Source organism: Pseudomonas sp. 3HC3, from assembly GCF_044904505.1.
Lineage (GTDB): Bacteria > Pseudomonadota > Gammaproteobacteria > Pseudomonadales > Pseudomonadaceae > Aquipseudomonas > Aquipseudomonas putida_Y.
In genome coordinates this window covers 115,164-136,770 of record NZ_JADDRH010000006.1, presented here as the reverse complement: position 1 = coordinate 136,770, position 21,607 = coordinate 115,164, and the positions used below count along the sequence as shown (strand labels likewise).

The following is a 21,607-nucleotide window of genomic DNA, read 5'->3' as shown; positions in this document are numbered from 1 at the left end:
GGAAAGAATTGAGTTTCGATTTATCCACAAGTTATCAGTTGGAGCCTAGAATGAAGTTGCTGAGCACTTATGAAGATCGGGATGATGCTGAAGAAGCAGCGGCGACCCTTACTGGGCCTAGGCGCCTTGCTAGCGAACGTGACTCCACTCAAGTTATCTATAATTTGTTTGGAGTTCCTACGTGGGGGAATTTTCATAGGTTGGGGCTTTATAACCTTAACGAGTTGAATGTACTTCTTGGTCGCCGCGTAGGGTGGACGATTCAAGATCAACAGCGGCATGCGGAGATAATTGTAGCGCTTACAGTAGTCGCCAAAAATTTTGAGCTGTCGCTTCCCGATCACTGGCTATAGCGCCAATGAATGCGAGGGTTACGGCAGCTTAAGGCCGAGGTCGTCTCTTTCTCTTGGTACGCAAATCTCTGCCTTCTAGGGGGAGGGGGTGGTTTTCAGGCTGGTTTCTGCAACGGGGCGTTGCAATCTCGGCCGCAATCGTTATGATCTGGCATTTTCAGGTGTTTTCTGGCATTTAGCCATCATTGAAAATGTGGAAGTTCTCATGGAAGTAAGCTTCATAGCCCAGCCTTACAATAATGTTCAATTAGGCTCTCTTCTAGATGCCAAGCTAGAAGATGGTCACGATATTGAGTCGGTAACGATAGTCTCTGCATTCACTTCGCGGTCGTCAGTGATTAGGCTCAAGAAAAGATTAATTGCACTTCATGATGCCTCAGCTCATGTTCGATTGGTGATCGGCGTGGATATGGGGGGCACCAGTAAAGAAGTTCTAAATGAGCTAGCATCTTGGCCTGTCGATGTCAGGATCTTCAAGAATAGAAAAAATGGTGTAACGTTTCATCCGAAAATGTACGTTATAAAGAGAAAAGGTGCTGCTGAAATATATGTTGGTTCGAATAATTTGACTGAAGGTGGTCTCTTCAGGAATTATGAGGGGGGTGCACTTGTTTCTTATGATTTGCCTAACGATTTTGTACTCTATAACAAAGCGTTGAGCGAGTTACAGCAGTTCATTGATCCTCAATATCCAATCGCCAGAGTTCTTAATCAAGAATTTTTGATGAGGCTGATCTTTAGGGATGATATTCCGAGTGAGGCAGAAAAACGAACTCGAGAAAAAGTTGCTAAAGTTGGGTCTTCTCAAGCTGACGATATATTCGGCTATGAGGCCACCCCATCGCCCAAAGCTTTGCCGTTGGATTATCAACATATTGTTTTGGCTGCAGTGGATAGTCAGTTGCAGGAGATACAGAGAAACAAGAGAGCGGCTGCGTTAAAGGATAAAAGAGATGGTAGAGGGACGGAAAACTCTGTGAGAGCTCCACTGCCTGAAGTCGAGCCGATCGCTACTGTTCCAGCAACTGCTTTTTACATGGAGTTAAATGCCACAAAGGGCGAAGGTAATATTCCAGGTGAGCAGCGTATTCCTCTGCCAGCTATCTGGTCAGCACAAAGTTTTTGGGGGTGGAAAGAGAATTACACTAGGGATGTTAACCCTAGAAAAGGTGAGCAGCAGCCAGCTGTAGGTGCTCGGGCTGAAGACAGAGTTTATTACAACTGGCGCCCTGTGTGGGATATTTCTGAGTTGGGAAATCCAGAGCGCAGAGTTATCAGGCAGGTCAGAATGTATCTATACGAAAATAGTTCTGACTTCCGATTCACTTGTGGCGAGATTAAAAATTGGGGAGAGCCTGGCGATATTATAAGGCTTGAAAAAATTGAGGATGGTGAAGTTCATTATCGCTGCCAGTTGGCAAAAAAAGGGACGCCAGAGCACGATGAGTGGAAGAAAATTTGTACTGGAATACCGGGCGCTCACACGCGCAGAGGCTTCGGGTTTACATAATTTTCTAAAAGCTTCAGTCTGTGTGCTCAGTATGTTCGAGCGCACAGACTGATACTAGGTTGCCGGCGGGCTATTTTTTTCTAAATCTTAAAACAACATTTTCTGTAATCGCATTTTTTATGTGTACAAAATTTTCAGTAGTTACTGAAATATCTATGCGTTCGACTAAGTTGAAACCTTGTGAAACTCCGATTGCCTCTAAGAAGTCCGTGGAAGGAATTCTGATTTCCTTATCACCAACGGTCATTTTACTGTCGCCAATTACGATCATGGCTTCAGCGCCTTGCTTACATAGCCTGTAGAGCTGGATGAATACTTGGTTCATGTCTACCAGGAATCTATGGATCAATGCCGGCATATTTCTTTTTCTAAATCCTGCATCTTTATCCTCAAGTAAATTTTCGTGAAGATCGCGGATGAAGTTTTGACACTGAATAGGGAGTTCAGTATTGCCAAGGAATACTTTTTCAAGTTCTTTTCTTGCGCGTTGTGCGATTTCCCGACTACCAATTAGAGAGTTCTCGATAGGGCGCCTACTGCTACTGGACAGTCCGAAAATAGTAAGTAGAGACAGTCTGTCAGTATCAATATATGGAAGAGCCATAGCATATGGCGGGCTTGTGAGTACAAAATCCACCGAGCCATCTTTTAATCCTAGCTTGTCATAGGTTTCACGGCATCGATTATCGCCGGAGACAATGTTTGAGGAGTAGAATGGGTTTGGAGCATACCCTCTGATTCGCCAGAATTTCTCAATGCGCGAAAATTGGGTCACTAGTTGTTGGCTGAATGCGCTAAAGACATCATAGTCTACGAGTAGTTCTTTTCTATAGCGAATACGCAGATCGGTTGGCTCCTGCTGAGATATTTCTCTAACAATGCTGCTTGCCACTGCTTCCAAAAAATCACGAGTTGCTCCTTCACTACCCTTACGGATAACGCTCAAGAGCCAATTCAACTTCGCTGCGACTGCGGGTGCAAACCATTTGCGTATTTCTTCAATGCAGCCGTAATCGAATTGGTCGTAAGCATAAGGAAGATCTTCCGGAGCTTGTTCGACGGTATCTAAGATGCTATATACGATCTCTGATAGGACATCGGGTTCTTCATCTAGTACTTTTGTCTTGGCTTTGGCAACTTTTGCTGCTATTGGGTTTATGTCGCAGCCATAGGCTGTGTATCCGTTCAAGTAGCCTTCCAGAAGGGTGGTGCCGCTCCCGCAAAAAGGATCTAATATTTTTGCTCCATGAGGGAGAGACTTTAAGTTTATTAACCCCTTTGCAAGTTGTGGGTAGAACTTTCCTTTATAAGGATGCAATCCGTGCGTCACATATTTTGGGTCTTTTCGAGCGGCAGGATTAGAGGCCATCCCATTTTCTAATATCGCCTGCCAGGTTGGCTCAGATCTTCCATCTTTGGTAACTATTTGGTGGGTGAACACCATAGAGCGACTTTTCACCAAAGCTTCTACAGTCAAACTGAGAGCAGAATCTGCTCCCCCTATCTCCCTCTCCCTCAAAGCTGCTTCATATGGCCAAAGCTTGTAGGGTGGAGGCTGTAGGAATACAGACGTATTTTTTTCGGCTTTCCGCAAGATAAGGATACTTTCGCTAGAGGCACGTCTCCCGGCGTGAGTGAATGAACGCTTTACTTTATGTACCTCGCGCTCAATTACTTCCGCTGAGTCGAAGCCTAACTCAGGTGATATTTCACCGAGTAGCTTAGCAGTGTCAAATTTTTCTCCGCCGTATACGGAGTCACCAATTACGAGCGCTGCATAGCGCCCTGGTTTGAGTACTCGGGAAAATCCTTTCAAAGCGGAAGTCATATCGTTGAAATAACTTTCAAATCCGCTTGATTCACGCTGATGCTTGAGGTGAGAGCCAATTTCTAGCTTTCCAAAGGCAACAGGATCATGGCCAAGCCAGAGAAGTCTGAATCTGTGGTAGAGATGATAGTCCATCGCATTTCCGTAAGGCGGTGACGTCACAATCAGATCAACAGATTCATTAGGTAGTTCGATTTCAGGGATGTTTCTTACATCCCCAGTCAGAAATCGTGATATCCCATAGCGAGTGGCAGAAGCATTTCGCGCAACTGACTTCATTACCAATTCGAATTCGCGTACAAACCTTTTCGTTGCGTCACCCACGGGAATTTCCCGAGGAACACTTTTATAGCGTGTTTCCGAATCTTGAAAGGATGATGGAAGCACAGTCCTAGAAAGTGATAGCCATGCTATGTCTTGCGCAATTGGATCTGTTAGTTGGGATATTCTGTAACGTATATGGGAAAGCTCACCATAAGATGAGTCAGGAAACCACTTCTCCCTGTTTACGATCGTAGGTGCGTATTTACTATACTTGACTACAAACTCTGAAGGGTCCATTGGCATTGAGCTGATCAGCGCACGGAGTGCACCATGCAGCAGGTGTAATTCTCGAGTAGCCTCTATGCCAACCCGCGCTGTTTTGACGCGGCCGATCAATGCTGCCACAGGGTTTGCATCTGAGCTGACGGCTCTGCGCCCTAATCTAATGGACTCCAATGCCGTGGTGCCGCTGCCGCCAAAGGGGTCGAAGACTACTTCTCCTCGCGAGCTGAGCAGTGAGACCAGCGTACCAGGTAACTGTGGTATGAACTTGGCTGGATAGGGGTGGAGATCATGGCCTAGAAACCGAGTGTCATCGTCGGTGAATGCCCAATCCAGGCTTCGCAGATGATTCATGGCATGGTCGAACGTCCCAATATGCAGTGGGATTTCTTGATAGTCAGGCACGTCATTTTCTTTAGCGCCACTAGACGAAAAAGCAGAAAGCTGTGCTTGTGTAGCGGGTTTTTGGTCCTGCATGCCATCCTCAATCTGGGATTTTAAAACAAACCCAGATTTTACAGTATTGTGCCGGTTGCTCAACCCTCGTGGGCCATTTGAAGGGCTGTTGACAGACTGCTGGGGAGTGGCCTACGGCTCAACGTCTCGGCCGAGAAGGTACCTCTAGGCAGCAGGACCGCCTGGGGACATCATGGGCGTACGTGAGTATGGGGTAGACGATGAAAGACATTGGTCACGCGGAGATGATGGCGCACGTCCTTCGGACGGATCCTGCTTACGCTATTGCGCTTCTGGCTGAGGTTTACCGGGATGGTGACCAGGCAGAGCTGTCCATCCTTATGGATCTAATTACGGCAGCGATCGATGTGAACAGAGTTGAATCAGGGGAGCGCCTACCGTAGGTCTGGCGATTGAAAGGTCATGGTATTTTTCATGGCGCAGAGACCTGTATTGACTTCAAAGTGCAATGTTTGTTGGGTTTTATTTGTTGTTGATAATAGAGTGGGAATAAGCTGAACCCAAGGGCGCCGCAAGGCGCCCTTGTCGTATCTGCGCCTTGCCCGGCTCAAGGGGCAATGCAGTGCATGCCGCGTAATCTCAGTTGGGCATGAAGCTCGGCAAGGTTTTGAAAGCGACGTTCATGAATGGTTGGCCAGTCGAGGCGCTCCACGTAGTAAAACCGGCCATCGCGCTGGATCAGTGTGCGTCGTAAGGTCGAGTCCCGGCTGCGGTTGATCAGGTAGTCCTCGCCGTGGGTGCGTTCTATCGCGTAATCGCCAGGCCTCACCAGCAGGCTTTCAAAGTCCGGTGATGGCGGGCGGGTGGTCAACACTGCGGCGCGTAACAGCAGGTCGCTTTGCACATGCCTCTGTGTGCCACCTTCGTCCGTGGCATCCACACCTGGGTCTGCGCTGTAGGCGTCAGGTTCGTCAATCGGGCGGTCTTCGACACGCAGTCCTATCGCGCCTTCGGTTTCAGCCAGCCCGGTTACGCCATGGAAGGTGTTGGCGTGGGTACTGCCGACCAGCGCAATCCATTTTCCCGAGCCGCGCGCGGCCTGGTCTGCCTCGATGATCAAGTGTGCATGGAAGTTCATCATGCGCTGGCGTGCCACATCGGAAACGGGTGTAGCCCACGCCTGGCGGTAACTGGCCATGCAGTCGATGGACTGTATGCGTACGCCGTTTTCCTGGGCGCTGACCAATACCCGACGGAAGGTGTAGCGGCCTTCGGGGTCGGTGCGGTGCCCGACATCCTGGCTTTCCACATAGCGATCCAGGTCCTGCGGCATCACACCTGTGCGGTTGAACGTATCCAGGTCTGCTTGCTGGAAGTCGGTGGTGAAGTGCTCCATGTACAGCGTCTTTACCTTCAGCTTGCGTAGCAGACGCATGTTGTCGATCAGTAATCGCTTGCTGCCAAGGCCACTGTGCGCTTCGCCAACTACCAAGCCGTTACTGTTCTGGTAAAGACTTTTGAAAACGTTTTTGGATGAAGCGTTGGCGGGTATTTCGGGTATCTGCGGACGTGGTGGTGTTTGCACCGTAGTCATGAACGCTTCGGCATCGGCCGCCAGTTGATCACGCAGTTGGCTGAATCGCGCGATGGCGGCCTGTCGATCAGGGGCGTTGAGGAACGCTCGCGCACCGGTAATCTCATCATCAGAAACATCCTTCAGCGAGGCGCGCAAGTCGGCTGGTATTTCATAAGGGGTGCCGGGCAAGGGCGGCACGCTTGCTCTTGCTGAAGGCCGGCCCCAGATTTTCAGGCTCGACAGCATGCCCCCGTTGAGGCCAAGGCGTTCCACTGGGTGCCACTGGCCTGCGCTATCCAGGCGGATCGGCAAGCTTTTGTAGAATGAGAAAGGGTTTTCAGGGTCGACGATGGTCCAGGATTTCAGTTCGGGTACAAAGCGCACTTGGTAAGGCATCTCATCGATCAGTGCGTAAAACTGCCCATCCTGCAGATGGATGCCTTCAAGAAACCCTGTGCCAGGTTTGCCGCCAAGCACGACATTCGTCTCGAAAGGGCGTAGTGCGGCCCACCTGTCGGCTGGCTGGAAGGGCTCAGGTACCCAGGTTTCAATTGCGTCCGCCACCTCTGAAACACTTTCATCAGTGGGTTCCCCGCCGTGTTCATGCGCTGACTCTTGCGCCGGTATCGGGGCTTCACCTTCCTCAGTCGCAGCGCCTGCCTCAGCCACTTCGGCGAACTCGTCAAGGGGTTTGCCGGGTGCGCTGAGCAGAAAGGTCGCGTTGAACAGTGTCTCGATGGCGGCGAAAATCGCGCCGGTAGTACCTGCCTTGCGTTCACGCGTTGTGTGCCCGTGTACCGCCTGGTAGATGTTCAAACCCATTTCAGCAATGCCTGCCCCCACCAGCGCCAACGCTACCGGCCAACTCACTGCCGCCATGGGGCCGAACACCTGCAGGCCCGCCTTCAGGTAACCGATCCACAGTTGCCTGCGCAGGTCGGCGTTGGAGCGCAAAGAGAAATGCGCATCATCGATCATCCGCTGGCGAGCCTTGTTGCGCAGCCAGTCGAAAGCATCCTCTTCAATGGTCAGGTCGAGGGTGTTGAGGCCGCTGTAATCATGGTTGCCCCAGCCGTGAAAGAGCAGATCAATCAGATGATTCAACCCGACTTTGCCGTCAGCCTCTTCGCGATCGTCGAGGGAAAAATGTGCCAGAAAGCGGGTTCGGTTTTCGACATAGCTGCAGTTTGTGAGCACCCACCAGAACAGTGCCTGGTCGTTCTGGAAGTAATGTAGGCCGTCGACATCGCCCGGCATGTAAATCAGCTGGCTGCCATTGGCCAATTGCAGGCGAAGGATGTCCGTCGCCACATACCCGCCAATGTCCAACGCGCATACGCGCGTTGCACCACCCGGCAAGACCCTTCGTTGCAGTGCCTCCAGCGATGGCGGCCAGGTTGTCTCGCCCACCAGGACATGAGCGATATCCAGGCTGTGACGGGCTAGCGCGGAGGAGGGGGCTTGCGCGCAGGCTTCCAGTAATTTGCTCATGAAGTTGGCTTTGGCCAACGTGCGGAAGTGCTCTGAATGTTTTGCCCAGAAAGACGTCATTCGCGCCTTGAAACCGGAGGCAAAATCAATGCGCCAGAAAAATTCCAGAACGTCCTTGGGATCGAGCCGAACTTCATTGCGCTCGTCATACACGTCTTTGCCTGGCCCATCGTTGTAAAAGCCAGCGAGGTAACTGAGCACGTCAGCGTTATCCCGGGCTTGGGCATCGAAGCGGTGCATCACCAGTTGTGGCAGGGTCAAGGATTCATAGGGCTGATCCAGGTGCTGCCAGCCGTTGAAGGTTCGAGGGCTGCTGACGGCAGTGTGGAAACGGTGCAGGTAGACATTGTCGGGCTCGAGTGCTTTCAGGTCATGACGCGCAAGGAGCTGTTGTGCCACTTCGCGCGCCATTTCGCGCATGTCAGGGCAGTCTTCAGTGAGTTGTCCGGCGAGGGTCATCAGCATTTGCTGGTCGCTGGGGAGGGTGTCGGCAAGCATCACGGTTGTCCAATAGAGGTGAAAGGCTGCCAGTTTTGAACGGTCGTGAGCCAGGGCGGTGGTGCTTATTGCTTGTCCGGCTGCTTCGTGACGCCGGGTTTTCACTTAATATTTCCCGTTTGCAGGTGTATCGTATTCGCCTTTATCGTCAGCCCTGCTGGCACTTTGATTGCGCCGAAACGAGGTACCCGCACCGATGTCCTTCACCCGTCGACAAATGCTCAAAGGTCTCACTGGCTTGGTTGTAGTAGGCCTGGGCGCCGGGGGCGCGGCGCGATACTGGTTGGGCAAGGTCGAGGACGAAAACGCCGGGCATGACTACGAGCTGATTGCCGCCCCGCTGGAAGTGGAGCTGGTGCCGGGCTTCAAGACCGAGGCCTGGGCCTTCGGCCCATCGGCCCCGGGCACCGAGCTGCGCGTGCGCCAGGGCACTTGGCTGCGGGTAAGGTTTATCAACCATCTGCCGGTCGAGACCACTATCCACTGGCACGGCATTCGCCTACCGCTGGAAATGGACGGCGTACCTTATGTGTCGCAATTGCCGGTCAAGCCAGGTGAATACTTCGATTACAAGTTCCGCGTGCCGGACGCCGGCAGCTATTGGTATCACCCCCATGTCAGCAGCTCCGAGGAGCTAGGCCGCGGTCTGGTCGGGCCGCTGATCGTCGAGGAGCGTGAACCCACCGGGTTCCAGCATGAGCGTACGCTGAGCCTGAAGAACTGGCATGTGGACGAGCAGGGCGCATGGCTGCCTTTCAGCATCCCGCGCGAGGCCGCGCGCAACGGCACTGCCGGGCGGTTGATCACCATCAACGGCCAGGCCGACTCGATCACCGAGCTGCCAGCCGGCCAAGTGGTGCGGGTGCGCCTGCTGAACCTGGACAACACCTGGACCTACCGCCTCAACCTCAAAGGCAACTGCGAGGCGAAAATCTATGCCCTCGACGGCAACCCGGTCACCCCGCGTGCGCTGGATGAGTACTGGTTAGGCCCGGGCATGCGTATCTGTCTGGCCATCCGCATTCCCGAGGCGGGTGAGGAAATCTCCCTGCGCGACGGTTTCGTGCGCCTGGGCACCCTGCGTTCGGTGGCCAGCAACGACGCGCCGAGTGACTGGCCGCCAGCGTTGCCGCCCAATCCGATCGCCGAGCCGGACCTGGAGAATGCCGAAAAGCTGAACTTCAATTTCGAGTGGGCGGCCAGCGTCTCTGTCACCACTGACGCGGGCAAACCGCCGAGCTTGTGGCAGATCAACGGTCAGGCTTGGGATATTACCGACAAGACCTGCGCCGACCGCCCCATCGCCACGTTGCAAAAGGGCAAGAGCTACATCTTCGAGCTTAAGAACATGACCCAGTACCAGCACCCGATCCACTTGCATGGCATGAGTTTCAAGGTGATCGGCTCCAACCGTCACGACATCAAGGAGCCGTGGTTCACCGACACCTATCTGCTGGGCAAGAACGAGCGCGCCCAGGTAGCGCTGGTGGCGGATAACCCTGGGACCTGGATGTTTCACTGCCACGTCATCGACCACATGGAAACCGGCCTGATGGCCGCGATCGCGGTGGTCTGATGCGCCCGCAGATCATCGATCGCAGCCGTGATCAGGAATTCATGCGTCTGGCACTGGCCTTGGCCGCCGAAGGCGCGGCGCTGGGCGAGGTGCCGGTGGGCGCGGTACTGGTGCAGCACGGGCAGGTGATCGGCCAGGGTTTCAACCGACCGATCATCGACAGTGACCCCAGCGCGCATGCCGAGATGGTGGCAATCAGGGCGGCAGCCAGGTCGGCCAGCAACTACCGGCTACCCGGCAGCACTCTGTATGTGACCCTGGAGCCGTGCAGCATGTGTGCGGGGCTGATCGTGCATTCGCGCGTGATGCGCGTGGTGTTTGGCGCGCTGGAACCCAAGGCGGGGATCGTGCAGAGCCAAGGGCAGTTCTTTGGCCAAGGCTTTCTCAATCACCGGGTGATGGTGGAGGGCGGGGTGCTGGCGCAAGAGTGCGGGCAGATCCTCAGCGACTTCTTCAAGGCCCGCCGGGCCAAGGCCTGAATTGCACCGGGCTCTTCGCAGGCAAGCCCGCTCCTGCAGGTTCTGTGCAAATCTTGCAGGGGCGGTTTTACCCGCGAAGAGGCCCTGAAAGGCTTACATCGGCGGCGACTGATCCGCCGGCTTGTTCTTGTTGACCCCGGGCACATGCAGGTTGCCCTCGGCTACCTGGCCTTCGAGCTGCGGTTGGGTCACCCAAGTGAGGATGTCGTAGTAACGGCGGATGTTGGCCACGAAATGCACCGGTTCGCCACCCCGGGCATAGCCGTACTTGGTCTGCCGGTACCACTGCTTCTGAGCCAGCCGCGGCAGCATCTTCTTCACGTCCAGCCACTTGTTCGGGTTTAGCTTTTCGCGCCTGGCCAGGGTGCGGGCGTCTTCCAGGTGGCCGCCGCCAACGTTGTAGGCGGCAAGGGCAAACCAGGTGCGGTCCGGCTCCTTGATGCTGTCGTCAAGCTCTTCCTTGATTTTCATGAAGTACTTGGCGCCGCCCTGGATGCTCTGCCTCGGGTCCAGCCGGTTGGACACGCCCATGGCCCGGGCGGTGCGTTGGGTCAGCATCATCAGGCCGCGCACGCCGGTCTTGGAGGTGACTTCCGGCTGCCACATCGATTCCTGGTAGCCGATGGCTGCCAGCAGGCGCCAGTCGACCTGCTCGACCTTGGCGTAGTTCTTGAAGTGCTTCTCGTACTTGGGCAGGCGCTGTTGCAGGTGCTGGGCGAAGGTGTAGGCGCCAACGTAGCCGAGTACGTCGACATGGCCGTAGTAGCGGTCCTTCAAGCGCTGAAGGGTGCCGTTCTTCTGTGCCTTGTCGAGAAATTCGTTGATTTCGTTGAGCAGGCTGTTGTCTTCGCCTGCTGCCACTGCCCAGCGCTGGTCGCGGGTGTCGCCCAAATCGAAGGCGACCCGCACGTTGGGGAAATACACCTGGTTCATCGCCAGTTCGTTGGAGTCCACCAGGGTCAAGTCGATCTGACCTTCGTCCACCATGCGCAGCAGGTCGACCACTTCGACGGCGTCGGATTCCTCATATTGCAAGGCCGGGTACTGCTTTTTCAGCTCGGCCAACTGGTCAGCATGGCTGCTGCCCTTGAGCACCATGATCTTCTTGCCGACCAAACCCTTGGCGCTGGTGGGGCGTGGGCGGCCGTTGCGGTAGATGACCTGCGGGGTCACCTCCAGATAGGGATGGGAGTATTTCACCTGCGCTTTGCGCCGCTCACTGCTGACCAGGCCGGCAGCAGCCAGTACCGGGCCGGAGGGCTTGCCGAGGGAGTCGTACAGCTCGTCCAGGTTGTCGGCGGTCTCGATCTGCAGCTTTACGCCGAGATCGTCGGCGAAATGCTGGACCAGTTCGTACTCGAAGCCGGTTTCGCCGTTACGGTCCTGGAAGTAGGTTGCCGGGCTGTTGCGTGTGATCACGCGCAGCACGCCATCCTCCTTCACGCGCTCGAGGGTGCTGGGTTTTTCAACGCAGGCACCTAACAGCAGAAAGAGTCCGGTTGCGAGAAGCCATTTGGCGCAACGCTGGCGCAAAGCAGTGTGGGCGAACATAGGTTGCAGTATACGCAAAGGACTGGCCCAACCATATCTCGACAACTGTTAGCTTGTCTGGTAGCGGGTTGTGTGGTTGGGGAGGGGGAGGGGATTGCATCAAGGCTACCAGGTGCCCGGTTTGAGATGTTCAGCGGCTGTGAGATCGAGCGCGGCCGGGTGTCCGCCTTAAAATATTCAGCGCCTGTGAGATCGAGCGCCGCAGGTGTCCGCCTTAAAATATTCAGCGCCTATGAGATCGAGCGCCGCCCGCGCGGCGCTTCGCGGGTAAACCCGCTCCTACGTTTGTTTCGGGCCAGTCCATCCTGTACCTGGCGCGCGCGACCGCCTTGTTGGTACGACGCGATATCGAGATAGGCACCAAGGCGTTCGCGCGCGAATCCCACAGGCATAATTGGCCCGAAACAAACGTAGGAGCGGGTTTACCCGCGAAGCGCCGCGCGGGCGGCGCTCGATCTCCCAGGCGCAGAATGTGTCGAGCCGGACACCTGCGGCGCTCGATCTCCCAGGCACTGAATGTCTTGAGGCGGACACCCGGCGGCGCTAGATCTCGTCTCAAGCCGGACACCTCTGAAAACTGACCCCGAAGTCCGGTTCCGCCGCCCGGCAGGCGTGGCTTAGAGCAGGTGCCGAAAGCCATCGAATTAGGCTAGAATGCACGGCCTCTAAGCACACCCCTTCCTGAGGCTGTCCCGACGATGTTGATCCTGCGCGGCGCTCCTGCCCTTTCTGCCTTTCGCCACGGTAAATTACTCGAGCAACTGAGCCAGAAAGTCCCCGCTGTTACTGGTTTGTATGCCGAATTTGCCCACTTCGCCGATGTCGACGGCGAGTTGACCGCCGACCAGCAGCAGGTGCTGGGCCGTCTGCTCAAGTACGGCCCGAGCGTGCCGGTACAGGAGCCGACGGGTCGTCTGTTCCTGGTGGTGCCGCGCCTGGGCACCATTTCGCCATGGGCCAGCAAGGCCAGTGACATCGCCCACAACTGCGGCCTGCAGTCGATCCAGCGCCTGGAGCGCGGCATCGCCTACTACGTGGCCGGCACCCTGAGCGACGCTGACGCCGAACTGATCGCCGCCGAACTGCACGACCGTATGACCCAGCGCGTGCTCGGCCAGCTGGAGCAGGCCGCAGACCTGTTCAGCCACGCCCAGCCCAAGCCGATGACTTCGGTGGACATCCTTTCCGGCGGTCGCGACGCCCTGGCCAAGGCCAACATCGACCTGGGCCTGGCCCTGGCCGAAGACGAGATCGACTACCTGGTCAATGCCTTCCAGGGCCTCAAGCGCAACCCGAACGACATCGAACTGATGATGTTCGCCCAGGCCAACTCCGAGCACTGCCGCCACAAGATCTTCAACGCCAGTTGGGATATCGACGGCCAGGCTCAGGAAAAGAGCCTGTTCGGCATGATCAAGAACACCTACCAGATGCACAACGAAGGTGTTCTGTCGGCCTACAAGGATAACGCCTCGGTAATCGTCGGCAACGTTGCCGGCCGCTTCTTCCCGAACCCTGAAACCCGCCAGTACGGCGCGGTGCAGGAGCCGGTGCACATCCTGATGAAGGTCGAAACGCACAACCACCCGACCGCCATCGCCCCGTTCTCCGGCGCCTCCACCGGCTCCGGTGGCGAAATCCGCGACGAAGGTGCTACCGGCCGTGGCGCCAAGCCCAAGGCCGGCCTGACGGGCTTCACCGTGTCCAACCTGCGCATCCCGGGCTTCGAACAGCCTTGGGAGAAGGCCTATGGCAAGCCCGAGCGTATTGTCGACGCCCTCGACATCATGATCGAAGGCCCTCTGGGTGGCGCTGCGTTCAACAACGAATTCGGTCGCCCGGCCCTGACTGGCTACTTCCGTACCTTCGAGCAAGCCATCGACACCCCCCACGGTGAAGAAGTGCGCGGCTACCACAAGCCGATCATGCTCGCCGGCGGTATGGGCAACATCCGTGAAGACCACGTGCAGAAGGGCGAAATCACCGTCGGCGCCAAGCTGATCGTGCTTGGCGGCCCGGCCATGCTGATCGGCCTGGGCGGCGGCGCTGCTTCGTCGGTAGCTACCGGTGCCAGCTCGGCTGACCTGGACTTCGCTTCGGTACAGCGCGAAAACCCGGAAATGGAGCGCCGTTGCCAGGAGGTCATCGACCGTTGCTGGCAGTTGGGCGACGACAACCCGATCGCCTTCATCCACGACGTGGGCGCCGGCGGTATTTCCAACGCCTTCCCTGAGCTGGTCAACGACGGTGGCCGCGGTGGTCGCTTCGAACTGCGCAACGTGCCCAACGACGAGCCGGGCATGGCCCCGCACGAAATCTGGAGCAACGAATCGCAAGAGCGTTACGTGCTGGCCGTCAGCGCAGTCGATTTCGAGCGCTTCAAGGCCATCTGCGAGCGCGAGCGTTGCCCGTTTGCCGTGGTTGGTGAAGCGACTGAAGAACCGCACCTGACCGTAAGCGACAGCCACTTCGGCAACACCCCGGTGGACATGCCGCTGGACGTGCTGCTGGGCAAGCCACCGCGCATGCACCGTTCGGTTACCCGCGAAGCCGAGCTGGGCGATGACTTCGACCCGAGCGAGCTGGACCTGGACAGCGCCGTCCAGCGCGTGCTGAACCACCCGGCCGTGGCCAGCAAGAGCTTCCTGATCACCATTGGCGACCGCACCATCACCGGCCTGGTTGCCCGCGACCAGATGGTCGGCCCGTGGCAGGTTCCGGTGGCGGACTGCGCCGTTACCGCCACCAGCTTCGACGTCTACACCGGTGAAGCCATGGCCATGGGCGAGCGTACGCCGCTGGCGCTGCTGGATGCCCCGGCGTCCGGGCGCATGGCCATCGGCGAAACCCTGACCAACCTGGCGGCTTCGCGCATCGAAAAGCTGTCCGACATCAAACTGTCGGCCAACTGGATGTCCGCAGCTGGTCACCCGGGTGAAGACGCACGCCTGTACGACACCGTGAAGGCTGTCGGCATGGAGCTGTGCCCGGAGCTGGGCATCACCATTCCGGTCGGCAAAGACTCGATGTCGATGAAGACCAAGTGGAGCGACGAGGGCGTCGAGAAGAGCGTAACCTCGCCGATGTCGCTGATCATCACCGGCTTCGCCCCGGTCACCGACATCCGCAAGACCCTGACCCCGCAACTGCGCATGGACAAGGGCGAGACCGACCTGATCCTGATCGACCTGGGCCGCGGCAAGAACCGCATGGGTGCCTCGATCCTGGCCCAGACCTACGGCAAGATCGCTGCCCAGGCACCGGACGTCGACGACGCCGAAGACCTCAAAGCCTTCTTCGCCGTGATCCAGGGCCTGAACGACGACGGCCACCTGCTGGCCTACCACGACCGTTCCGACGGCGGCCTGGTCACCACCGTGCTGGAAATGGCCTTCGCCGGCCACTGCGGCCTCGACCTGCAACTCGACCCGCTGACCGACAGCAAGGGCGAAGTGCCGGCTATCCTCTTCAACGAAGAGCTGGGCGCGGTGATCCAGGTTCGCCAGGATGCTACCCCGGATGTGCTGGCTCAGTTCAGCGCTGCCGGCCTGGGTGAAGAATGCGTCGCGGTGATCGGCAAGCCGGTCAACAACGCTGAAGTGACCATCAGCCTGAATGGCGAAGTGCTGTTCGACGACGACCGTCGCATGCTGCAGCGCCAGTGGGCTGAAACCAGCTACCAGATCCAGCGCCTGCGCGACAACGCCGACTGCGCTGACCAGGAGTTCGACCTGCTGCTCGAGGAAGACAACCCGGGCCTGACGGTCAAGCTGGGCTTCGACGTCAACGACGACATCGCCGCACCGTACATCAAGAAGGGCGTGCGCCCGCAAGTGGCCATCCTGCGCGAGCAGGGCGTCAACGGCCAGGTCGAGATGGCTGCTGCCTTCGACCGCGCCGGCTTCGCCGCCATCGACGTGCACATGAGCGATATCCTCGCTGGCCGTGTTGACTTCGAAGCCTTCAAGGGCCTGGTCGCCTGTGGCGGCTTCTCGTACGGTGACGTACTGGGCGCAGGTGAAGGCTGGGCCAAGTCGGCGCTGTTCAACGCCCGTGCCCGTGACGCCTTCCAGGCCTTCTTCGAGCGTACCGACAGCTTCGCCCTGGGCGTGTGCAACGGTTGCCAGATGATGTCCAACCTGCACGAGCTGATCCCGGGCACCGAGTACTGGCCGCACTTCGTGCGCAACCGCTCGGAGCAGTTCGAAGCCCGCGTGGCCATGGTCGAGGTGCAGAAGTCCAACTCGATCTTCCTGCAGGGCATGGCCGGTTCGCGCATGCCGATCGCCATCGCCCACGGTGAAGGCCATGCCGAGTTCGCCAGCGAAGAAGCATTGCTGGAAGCCGATGTGTCCGGTTGCGTGGCCCTGCGCTACGTCGACAACCACGGCAAGGTCACCGAAGCCTACCCGGCCAACCCGAACGGCTCGCCGCGTGGTATCACCGGCCTGACCAGCCGCGACGGCCGCGTGACCATCATGATGCCGCACCCGGAGCGTGTGTTCCGCGCTGTGCAGAACTCCTGGCGCCCGGACGAGTGGCAGGAAGATGCCGCGCTGATGCGTATGTTCCGCAACGCACGGGTGTGGGTGAACTAAGGCGTGTACAAGCTCGCCTTCTTCGTCCCCGCCAGCCATGTCGAAGTGGTCAAGGCCGCTGTGTTCGCTGCTGGCGGCGGGCGCATCGGTGACTATGACCACTGCGCCTGGCAAACCCTTGGCCAGGGCCAGTTCCGCCCGTTGGACGGCAGCCAGCCGTTCCTCGGGCAAGCGGGCCAGGTCGAGGCGGTGGAAGAGTGGAAGGTGGAGCTGGTGGTGGCTGACGAGCTGGTTGTGCAGGTCGTCGCTGCGCTCAAGCAGAGCCACCCGTACGAGACGCCAGCCTATGAAGTCTGGCGCCTCGCCGAGTTCTAGAACGCATCACGGCTATTCGCGGGCACGCCCGCTCCCACAGGGATATCACAATCTTCAGAACCGTGATATCCCTGTGGGAGCGGGCGTGCCCGCGAAAGGGCCCTACAATCCAGCCACAATCTCCTTGCCTGGCTCCGGCCGCTTCAACATTCCACAAGCCAGCAACCCCACCTCGAACAGCACCCACATCGGCACTGCCAGCATCGTCTGCGAAAATACATCCGGCGGTGTCAGAATCATCCCCACCGCAAAGCACCCGACGACCACGTAGGGCCTGCTGCGCCGCAATGCGGCCACATCGGCCAACCCCGCCCAGACCACGATGAACGTCGCCACCGGGATCTCGAACGCCAGCCCGAACGCCAGAAACAGCGCCAGGATAAAGTCCAGGTACTGGCTGATATCGGTCATCATCGCCACGCCGTCCGGCGTCACGCTGGCAAAGAAGCCGAACATCATCGGGAACACCAGAAAGAACGCGAATGCCATGCCGGCATAGAACAGCACGATGCTCGATACCAGCAGCGGCAGGGCAATGCGCCGTTCACGGCGGTACAACCCCGGTGCCAGAAAGCCCCATGCCTGATGCAGCAGCAGCGGCATGGCCAGGAACAGGGCGCACATCGCGGTCAGCTTGAACGGTGCTAGAAAGGGCGAGGTGACGCTGGTGGCGATCATGCTCGCGCCTTCCGGCAAAAAGCGCCGTAGCGGCTCGGATATGAGCGTGTACAGCGTCTGGGCAAAGGGGAACAGGCCGGCGAACACCAATGCCACCAGCGCCAGGCAACGCACCAGGCGTTTGCGCAGGTCGCGCAGGTGTTCGGTCAGCGGCATGCTCGCCGCAGGGTCCATGGCAATACTCATGAAGCATTTTCCTTGGGCAGCGCGGCCGTGGCCGCATCATTGGCCTGCACCGCGTTCAGGCTGATGCCCTGGCGGATCTCCTGTTCCAGGCGCTGTAAAGGTGCCTTGTCGAGGTTGGGCATCTCGATTTCGCGCTCCACCTGCGTGCGCAAGGCGTGCATGGCCCGGCGCGCCTGGCCCAGGCCGCGCCCGAGGGTACGGGCTGCCACCGGCAGGCGCTCGGGGCCCAGCACCAACAGCGCGACGACGCCGATCAGCAGCAACTCGCTGAAGCCTACCTCGAACATCAGGCCTGGCGGTCCGCTTGAGGTTGCTGAGCAGCCTGGCCGTTCAGCGGGCACTGTTGCTGCACTTGCGCCTGGCCAGCGGCGTTGGCGTCATTGTGACCGCCCATGGACTTGCGAAAACCTTGGATCGCCTCGCCCACATCGCTACCCAGACCCTTCAGGCGTTTGGTACCAAACAGCAAGAACACGATCAGCAGTACGATCACCAGTTGCCAGATTCCAATGCCACCCATAGCGACCACTCCTGTAAGGTCATGAAAAGGAAGGGCAATCCTGCCTTGCCTAGATGACGTACACATGACGAACGGGCATTGCCATCTAGCTGAAACACCCTGCGTGTTGACTGGCGTTTTTATTCCGCGAGCGAGGCACGCACGGATGGGTGGAAGGCAACAGCGGGGTGCGGCCCTGCTGATGGTGATGGTGGTGCTGGCAATGCTGGCGGCGGGCATGGCCTGGCTGGTGGAGGATGGCCGACGTCAGGTCGACGAAGTGCGCCTGCTACACCAGCGGGTGCAGGTGCGGGCCATGGAGCAGGCCGGCCTGGCCTATGCCGGGCAAGCCCTGCGTGACCCCGCCTGGCGGCTCAGCCCGCTGTTCTGGCAAGCCTTGCGTGGGCAGCCGCTGAAATACGATTTTGGCGCTGGTCAGGCTCAGTTGCAGGTACGCGACCAGCACACCTGCTTCAATGTAAACGCATTGCTCGGCGCCGACGGCGAACGCGCCGAGCGCCAGCTGCGTTACTTGCTGGGCAATGATATGGCGGCCGAGCGCCTGGTCGATGCCCTGGCCGACTGGCTCGATGCCGACAGTGATGCCCGCCTGCAGGGCGCCGAGAGCGCCCAGTACCTGCGCCAGCAACCGCCACGGCTGGCGGCCAACCAGCCGATGCTCGACACCAGCGAGCTGAACCTGTTGCTGGAGTCGGATGCCAACCGCCAAGCGCTTTACCCGATGCTGTGCGCCTTGCCTCAGGTCACCGGTTGGCGCCTGAACGCCAATGCACTGGGGTTGGAGCACCTTCCGTTGCTGGAAGCGCTCTACGAAGGACGCTATTCGCGCTCGCTGCTCAGCCGCATCATCAGCGGTCGGCCGGCTTCGGGGTACGTGGATGCCGCGGCGCTGCGCCAGGCGCTGGGGGCGGTGGATGACGAAACGTTCGAGCGGTTGAGCGAAGGGTTGCTGCTCAACAGCGGGCATTTTCTGTTGCAGCTGTCGTTCGAGGAAGAGGGGCGGGTGATGCGCAGCGAATTCCAGGTGGAGGCGCTGGGGGTGGTGCAATGGCATGCCCGGGTGCCAGCGCAGCAAGTGCGGGTGCGTAGCCGGGAGCCGATAGCCTGGTAACGTTTACGGGCGCCTTCGCGGCCAAGCCCGCCCCTACGCCGGTTTTGAAACCCGTGGGATCCCTGTAGGAGCGGGCTTGCCTGCGAAGAGGCCGGTACAGCCAGCAAAAGGTTGGCTGACCGGCACTGGATCAAACGGTGCCGATCTCCCCGCCATCAATACGCTGGATCACCACCGTCGAAGCCCGCGGCCGTACGGTAGCCCCAGCCGGCGTCGCATCGGTCGCCTTGTCGGTATACGGCCAGTTCCCCGGGTGTTGAATGTTGACGAACAGCGTCTTGTTGTCCGGGGTAAAGGTAATCCCCGTCACTTCGCAACCATTTGGCCCGACAAAGAAGCGCCGCAAGTCCACCTGGTTCTGTGCATTCACCGGCACCTGCTTGCCGCTGGCATCCACCAGGTCGGTAGGGATCACTGCCAGCAACTGGTCGTTGGTGTAGTCGGTCAAGGTGCTTTCGCCGTTGTCGGTCTCGAACCACAGCACGCCGCGGCTATCGAAGCTCATGCCGTCGGGGCTGGCGAACTGGTTCAGTTCGGTCAGGCCGGAGCGGTTGATGTCGGCAGTACCGGCAGCGTTGGCGCCGAACACGAAGATGTCCCAGTTAAAGCTCAGCTGGTCGTCGCTGTCGTGCCAGCGAATGATGTGGCCGTGGCGGTTCGGGCCGCGCGGGTTCGCTGCATCGACCTTGTCCGGGGTGCGTGCACTGTTGTTGGTCAGGGTGAGGTACACATCGCCGTTCAGCGGGTTGACCGTTGTCCATTCCGGGCGGTCCATCGGCGTTGCGCCCACGGCATCGCCAGCACCACGGGTGTTGAGGATGATGCCCGGCAAGTCGCCGTACAGCGCGCCCAGGGTGCTGCCGCCCGTGGTGGCGGTGGCCACGTCCAGCAGCAGCCATACGCCGGTGCCGTCGGCATTGAAGCGGGCCACGTAGAGCTTGCCTTGGTCGAGGTACTTGGCGCCGGTGGCCAAGCGGTCGGCCGGGGTGGCGTCGGCGGGGTCCCACACGGCGGTGGACACCCACTTGTACAGGTACTCGTTGTTCGAGTCGTCACCCATGTACCACACCAGCGGCTTGCCGGCGACGGGCAGGCCGGGGGCGCAGCCCTCGTGGCGGAAGCGGCCCAGCGCGGTGCGTTTGGTGGCCAGGGTGCTGCTGTTGTACGGGTCGATCTCGACAATGTAGCCGTAGGTGCTGGCTTCATTGCGGTAGTCGTCGGTGGCGCTGGCGCCTTTGACGGTAACGTCGAAACGGGCGAATTCGTCGTCCACTTCGCTGGCGTCACCGGCAGCGCTTTCCCACTTGTACTGGCCGCTGGAGGTGCCCACGCCAATGCGGCGCTGGTCCTCGGGGCGGGTGCCCTTGTTGACGAAGATGCCCGGCCAGTTCTCTTCGCAGGTCAGGTAGGTGCCCCACGGGGTATAGCCATTGCCGCAGTTGTTGTTGGTGCCACGGCAGTGGGTGCCAGCAGTGGAATACTTGGTCTTGACGTGGTCGGTGCCACGCAGCGGGCCGGTGATTTCCATGCGTGAAGCAGTGGTGAAGCGACGGTTCAGCGGGTCGTTGTCGACCACCTGCCAGCGGCCGTTGATTTTCTGCAGGCGTACCACGCCAGCACCGTGTGCGTTGATTTCCTTGCGCACTTCCTCAACCGGGCGCTTGCCGTTGACATCGGTAGTGGGGCCGGCCGGGTGCAGGGCGGCGGTGTCGATGTACTCGAAATTGATTGCCAGCAGGCCGTCTTCCGAGCTGCCGTTGATGGGGAAGAAGTGCATGCCGTCGTGGTGCATGCCCATGGCGTTGGCCTGGTCGGTCGAGGTGTTGCTGCCGTCGGACTTCCACGGGTTGCCGTTGCTGTTCAGTGGCGTGCCCCAAGGCGCCAGCACATAGGCGCTATAGCCGGCGGCGACCACACAGGCGTCGGTGCGCGAGCCTGGGATGGACTGGAAGCCTAGCGCCAGTTTCGGCACTTCCGGCTCGGTGACTGGCGGTTCGGTCACCGGCGGCTCGGTGACCGGATCATCGTGATCGGAACCACCACCGTCGAAGCAGCCTGTCAGGCCGGTACCGGCGATCATGGCGATGGCGGCGCCCAAGCTGCCGCGCATCACGCTGCGGCGGCTCAGGTAGGCGTCCATGACGTTGGCCATCGGCAGGTTGCCGCTTTGGTTCCGGTCCAGGTTGTCGCCGGTATCTCGACTCATCAGGTTGTCCTTATGTTGGCTGAGTTGGAAGAAACCGCGACTGTAAGGCGCAAGTGTGATGATTCCTTGGCAGAAATGTTAACGAGCTTTTAAAACTTCCGGTTCTTGAATGGATGTTCTAAAGATCGAATTGGAATTTCTGTCGGATTTCTGCCATCAAACTGTAAT

General features: G+C 58.6%; 14 protein-coding genes. 7 read left to right on the top strand and 7 right to left on the bottom strand.

All coding sequences use genetic code 11. From position 1 onward, the window contains the following. Nucleotides 1-50 precede the first annotated feature (50 nt). Together INQ47_RS12285 and INQ47_RS12280 are read left to right on the top strand one after the other, a co-directional pair. Entirely contained in the window at nt 51-353 is a 303-nt protein-coding gene (locus INQ47_RS12285; RefSeq protein ID WP_404701778.1) for a hypothetical protein, read from the top strand. Between the two features lie 205 nt (nt 354-558). Next, nucleotides 559-1,863, top strand: a complete 1,305-nt coding sequence (locus tag INQ47_RS12280; protein ID WP_404701777.1) for a phospholipase D-like domain-containing protein — start codon at nt 559-561, stop codon at nt 1,861-1,863. A 70-nt stretch (nt 1,864-1,933) separates the two neighbouring features. Here INQ47_RS12280 and INQ47_RS12275 read toward each other — a convergent pair whose 3' ends face one another. Further along, on the bottom strand, nt 1,934-4,714 hold the full coding sequence (locus INQ47_RS12275; RefSeq protein WP_404701776.1) for a DNA methyltransferase: 2,781 nt from the start codon (nt 4,712-4,714) through the stop codon (nt 1,934-1,936). Nucleotides 4,715-5,261: 547 nt separating this feature from the next. Beyond that, on the bottom strand, nt 5,262-8,219 hold the full coding sequence (locus INQ47_RS12270) for a dermonecrotic toxin domain-containing protein (RefSeq protein ID WP_404701775.1): 2,958 nt from the start codon (nt 8,217-8,219) through the stop codon (nt 5,262-5,264). 196 nt (nt 8,220-8,415) lie between these two features. Between INQ47_RS12270 and INQ47_RS12265 the strand changes: the two genes are divergently transcribed. Both INQ47_RS12265 and tadA read left to right on the top strand, forming a co-directional pair. Further along, the gene (locus INQ47_RS12265; protein ID WP_274149055.1) at nt 8,416-9,795 is read left to right on the top strand and encodes a multicopper oxidase family protein; all 1,380 of its coding nucleotides are present in this window, start codon (nt 8,416-8,418) and stop codon (nt 9,793-9,795) included. Beyond that, a complete protein-coding gene (gene tadA / locus INQ47_RS12260) occupies nt 9,795-10,274 on the top strand; it encodes a tRNA adenosine(34) deaminase TadA (RefSeq protein ID WP_012051365.1) in 480 nt (159 codons plus the stop codon). The genes INQ47_RS12265 and tadA overlap by 1 nt, the downstream gene beginning before the upstream one ends. 93 nt (nt 10,275-10,367) lie before the next feature. On the opposite strand, the gene mltF is transcribed toward tadA, so the two are convergent. Then, nucleotides 10,368-11,825 carry a membrane-bound lytic murein transglycosylase MltF gene (mltF, locus tag INQ47_RS12255; protein ID WP_252458937.1) on the bottom strand — a complete coding sequence of 486 codons (1,458 nt, stop codon included), beginning with the start codon at nt 11,823-11,825 and terminating at the stop codon, nt 10,368-10,370. Nucleotides 11,826-12,523: 698 nt separating this feature from the next. On the opposite strand from mltF, the gene purL reads away from it, so the two are divergent. Together purL and INQ47_RS12245 are read left to right on the top strand one after the other, a co-directional pair. Further along, nucleotides 12,524-16,423, top strand: a complete 3,900-nt coding sequence (purL, locus tag INQ47_RS12250; protein ID WP_252459548.1) for a phosphoribosylformylglycinamidine synthase — start codon at nt 12,524-12,526, stop codon at nt 16,421-16,423. A 3-nt stretch (nt 16,424-16,426) separates the two neighbouring features. Further along, complete coding sequence (locus INQ47_RS12245; RefSeq protein WP_404701774.1) at nt 16,427-16,738, top strand: NGG1p interacting factor NIF3; 312 nt, start codon at nt 16,427-16,429, stop codon at nt 16,736-16,738. A 102-nt stretch (nt 16,739-16,840) separates the two neighbouring features. Here INQ47_RS12245 and tatC read toward each other — a convergent pair whose 3' ends face one another. From tatC to tatA, 3 genes are read right to left on the bottom strand one after another with little or no spacing between them, the layout of a single operon-like run. After that, on the bottom strand, nt 16,841-17,602 hold the full coding sequence (gene tatC / locus INQ47_RS12240) for a twin-arginine translocase subunit TatC (RefSeq protein WP_084850132.1): 762 nt from the start codon (nt 17,600-17,602) through the stop codon (nt 16,841-16,843). Beyond that, on the bottom strand, nt 17,599-17,889 hold the full coding sequence (gene tatB / locus INQ47_RS12235; protein ID WP_252459551.1) for a Sec-independent protein translocase protein TatB: 291 nt from the start codon (nt 17,887-17,889) through the stop codon (nt 17,599-17,601). The genes tatC and tatB overlap by 4 nt, the downstream gene beginning before the upstream one ends. Beyond that, complete coding sequence (tatA, locus tag INQ47_RS12230) at nt 17,889-18,122, bottom strand: twin-arginine translocase TatA/TatE family subunit (protein WP_404701773.1); 234 nt, start codon at nt 18,120-18,122, stop codon at nt 17,889-17,891. Before tatA ends, tatB begins: the two co-directional genes overlap by 1 nt. A gap of 145 nt (nt 18,123-18,267) precedes the next feature. Between tatA and gspK the strand changes: the two genes are divergently transcribed. After that, nucleotides 18,268-19,233: a type II secretion system minor pseudopilin GspK gene (gene gspK / locus INQ47_RS12225; RefSeq protein WP_404701772.1), complete on the top strand. Its 966-nt coding sequence runs from the start codon at nt 18,268-18,270 to the stop codon at nt 19,231-19,233. Between the two features lie 130 nt (nt 19,234-19,363). On the opposite strand, the gene INQ47_RS12220 is transcribed toward gspK, so the two are convergent. Next, complete coding sequence (locus INQ47_RS12220; protein ID WP_252459553.1) at nt 19,364-21,439, bottom strand: PhoX family phosphatase; 2,076 nt, start codon at nt 21,437-21,439, stop codon at nt 19,364-19,366. Nucleotides 21,440-21,607 lie beyond the last annotated feature (168 nt).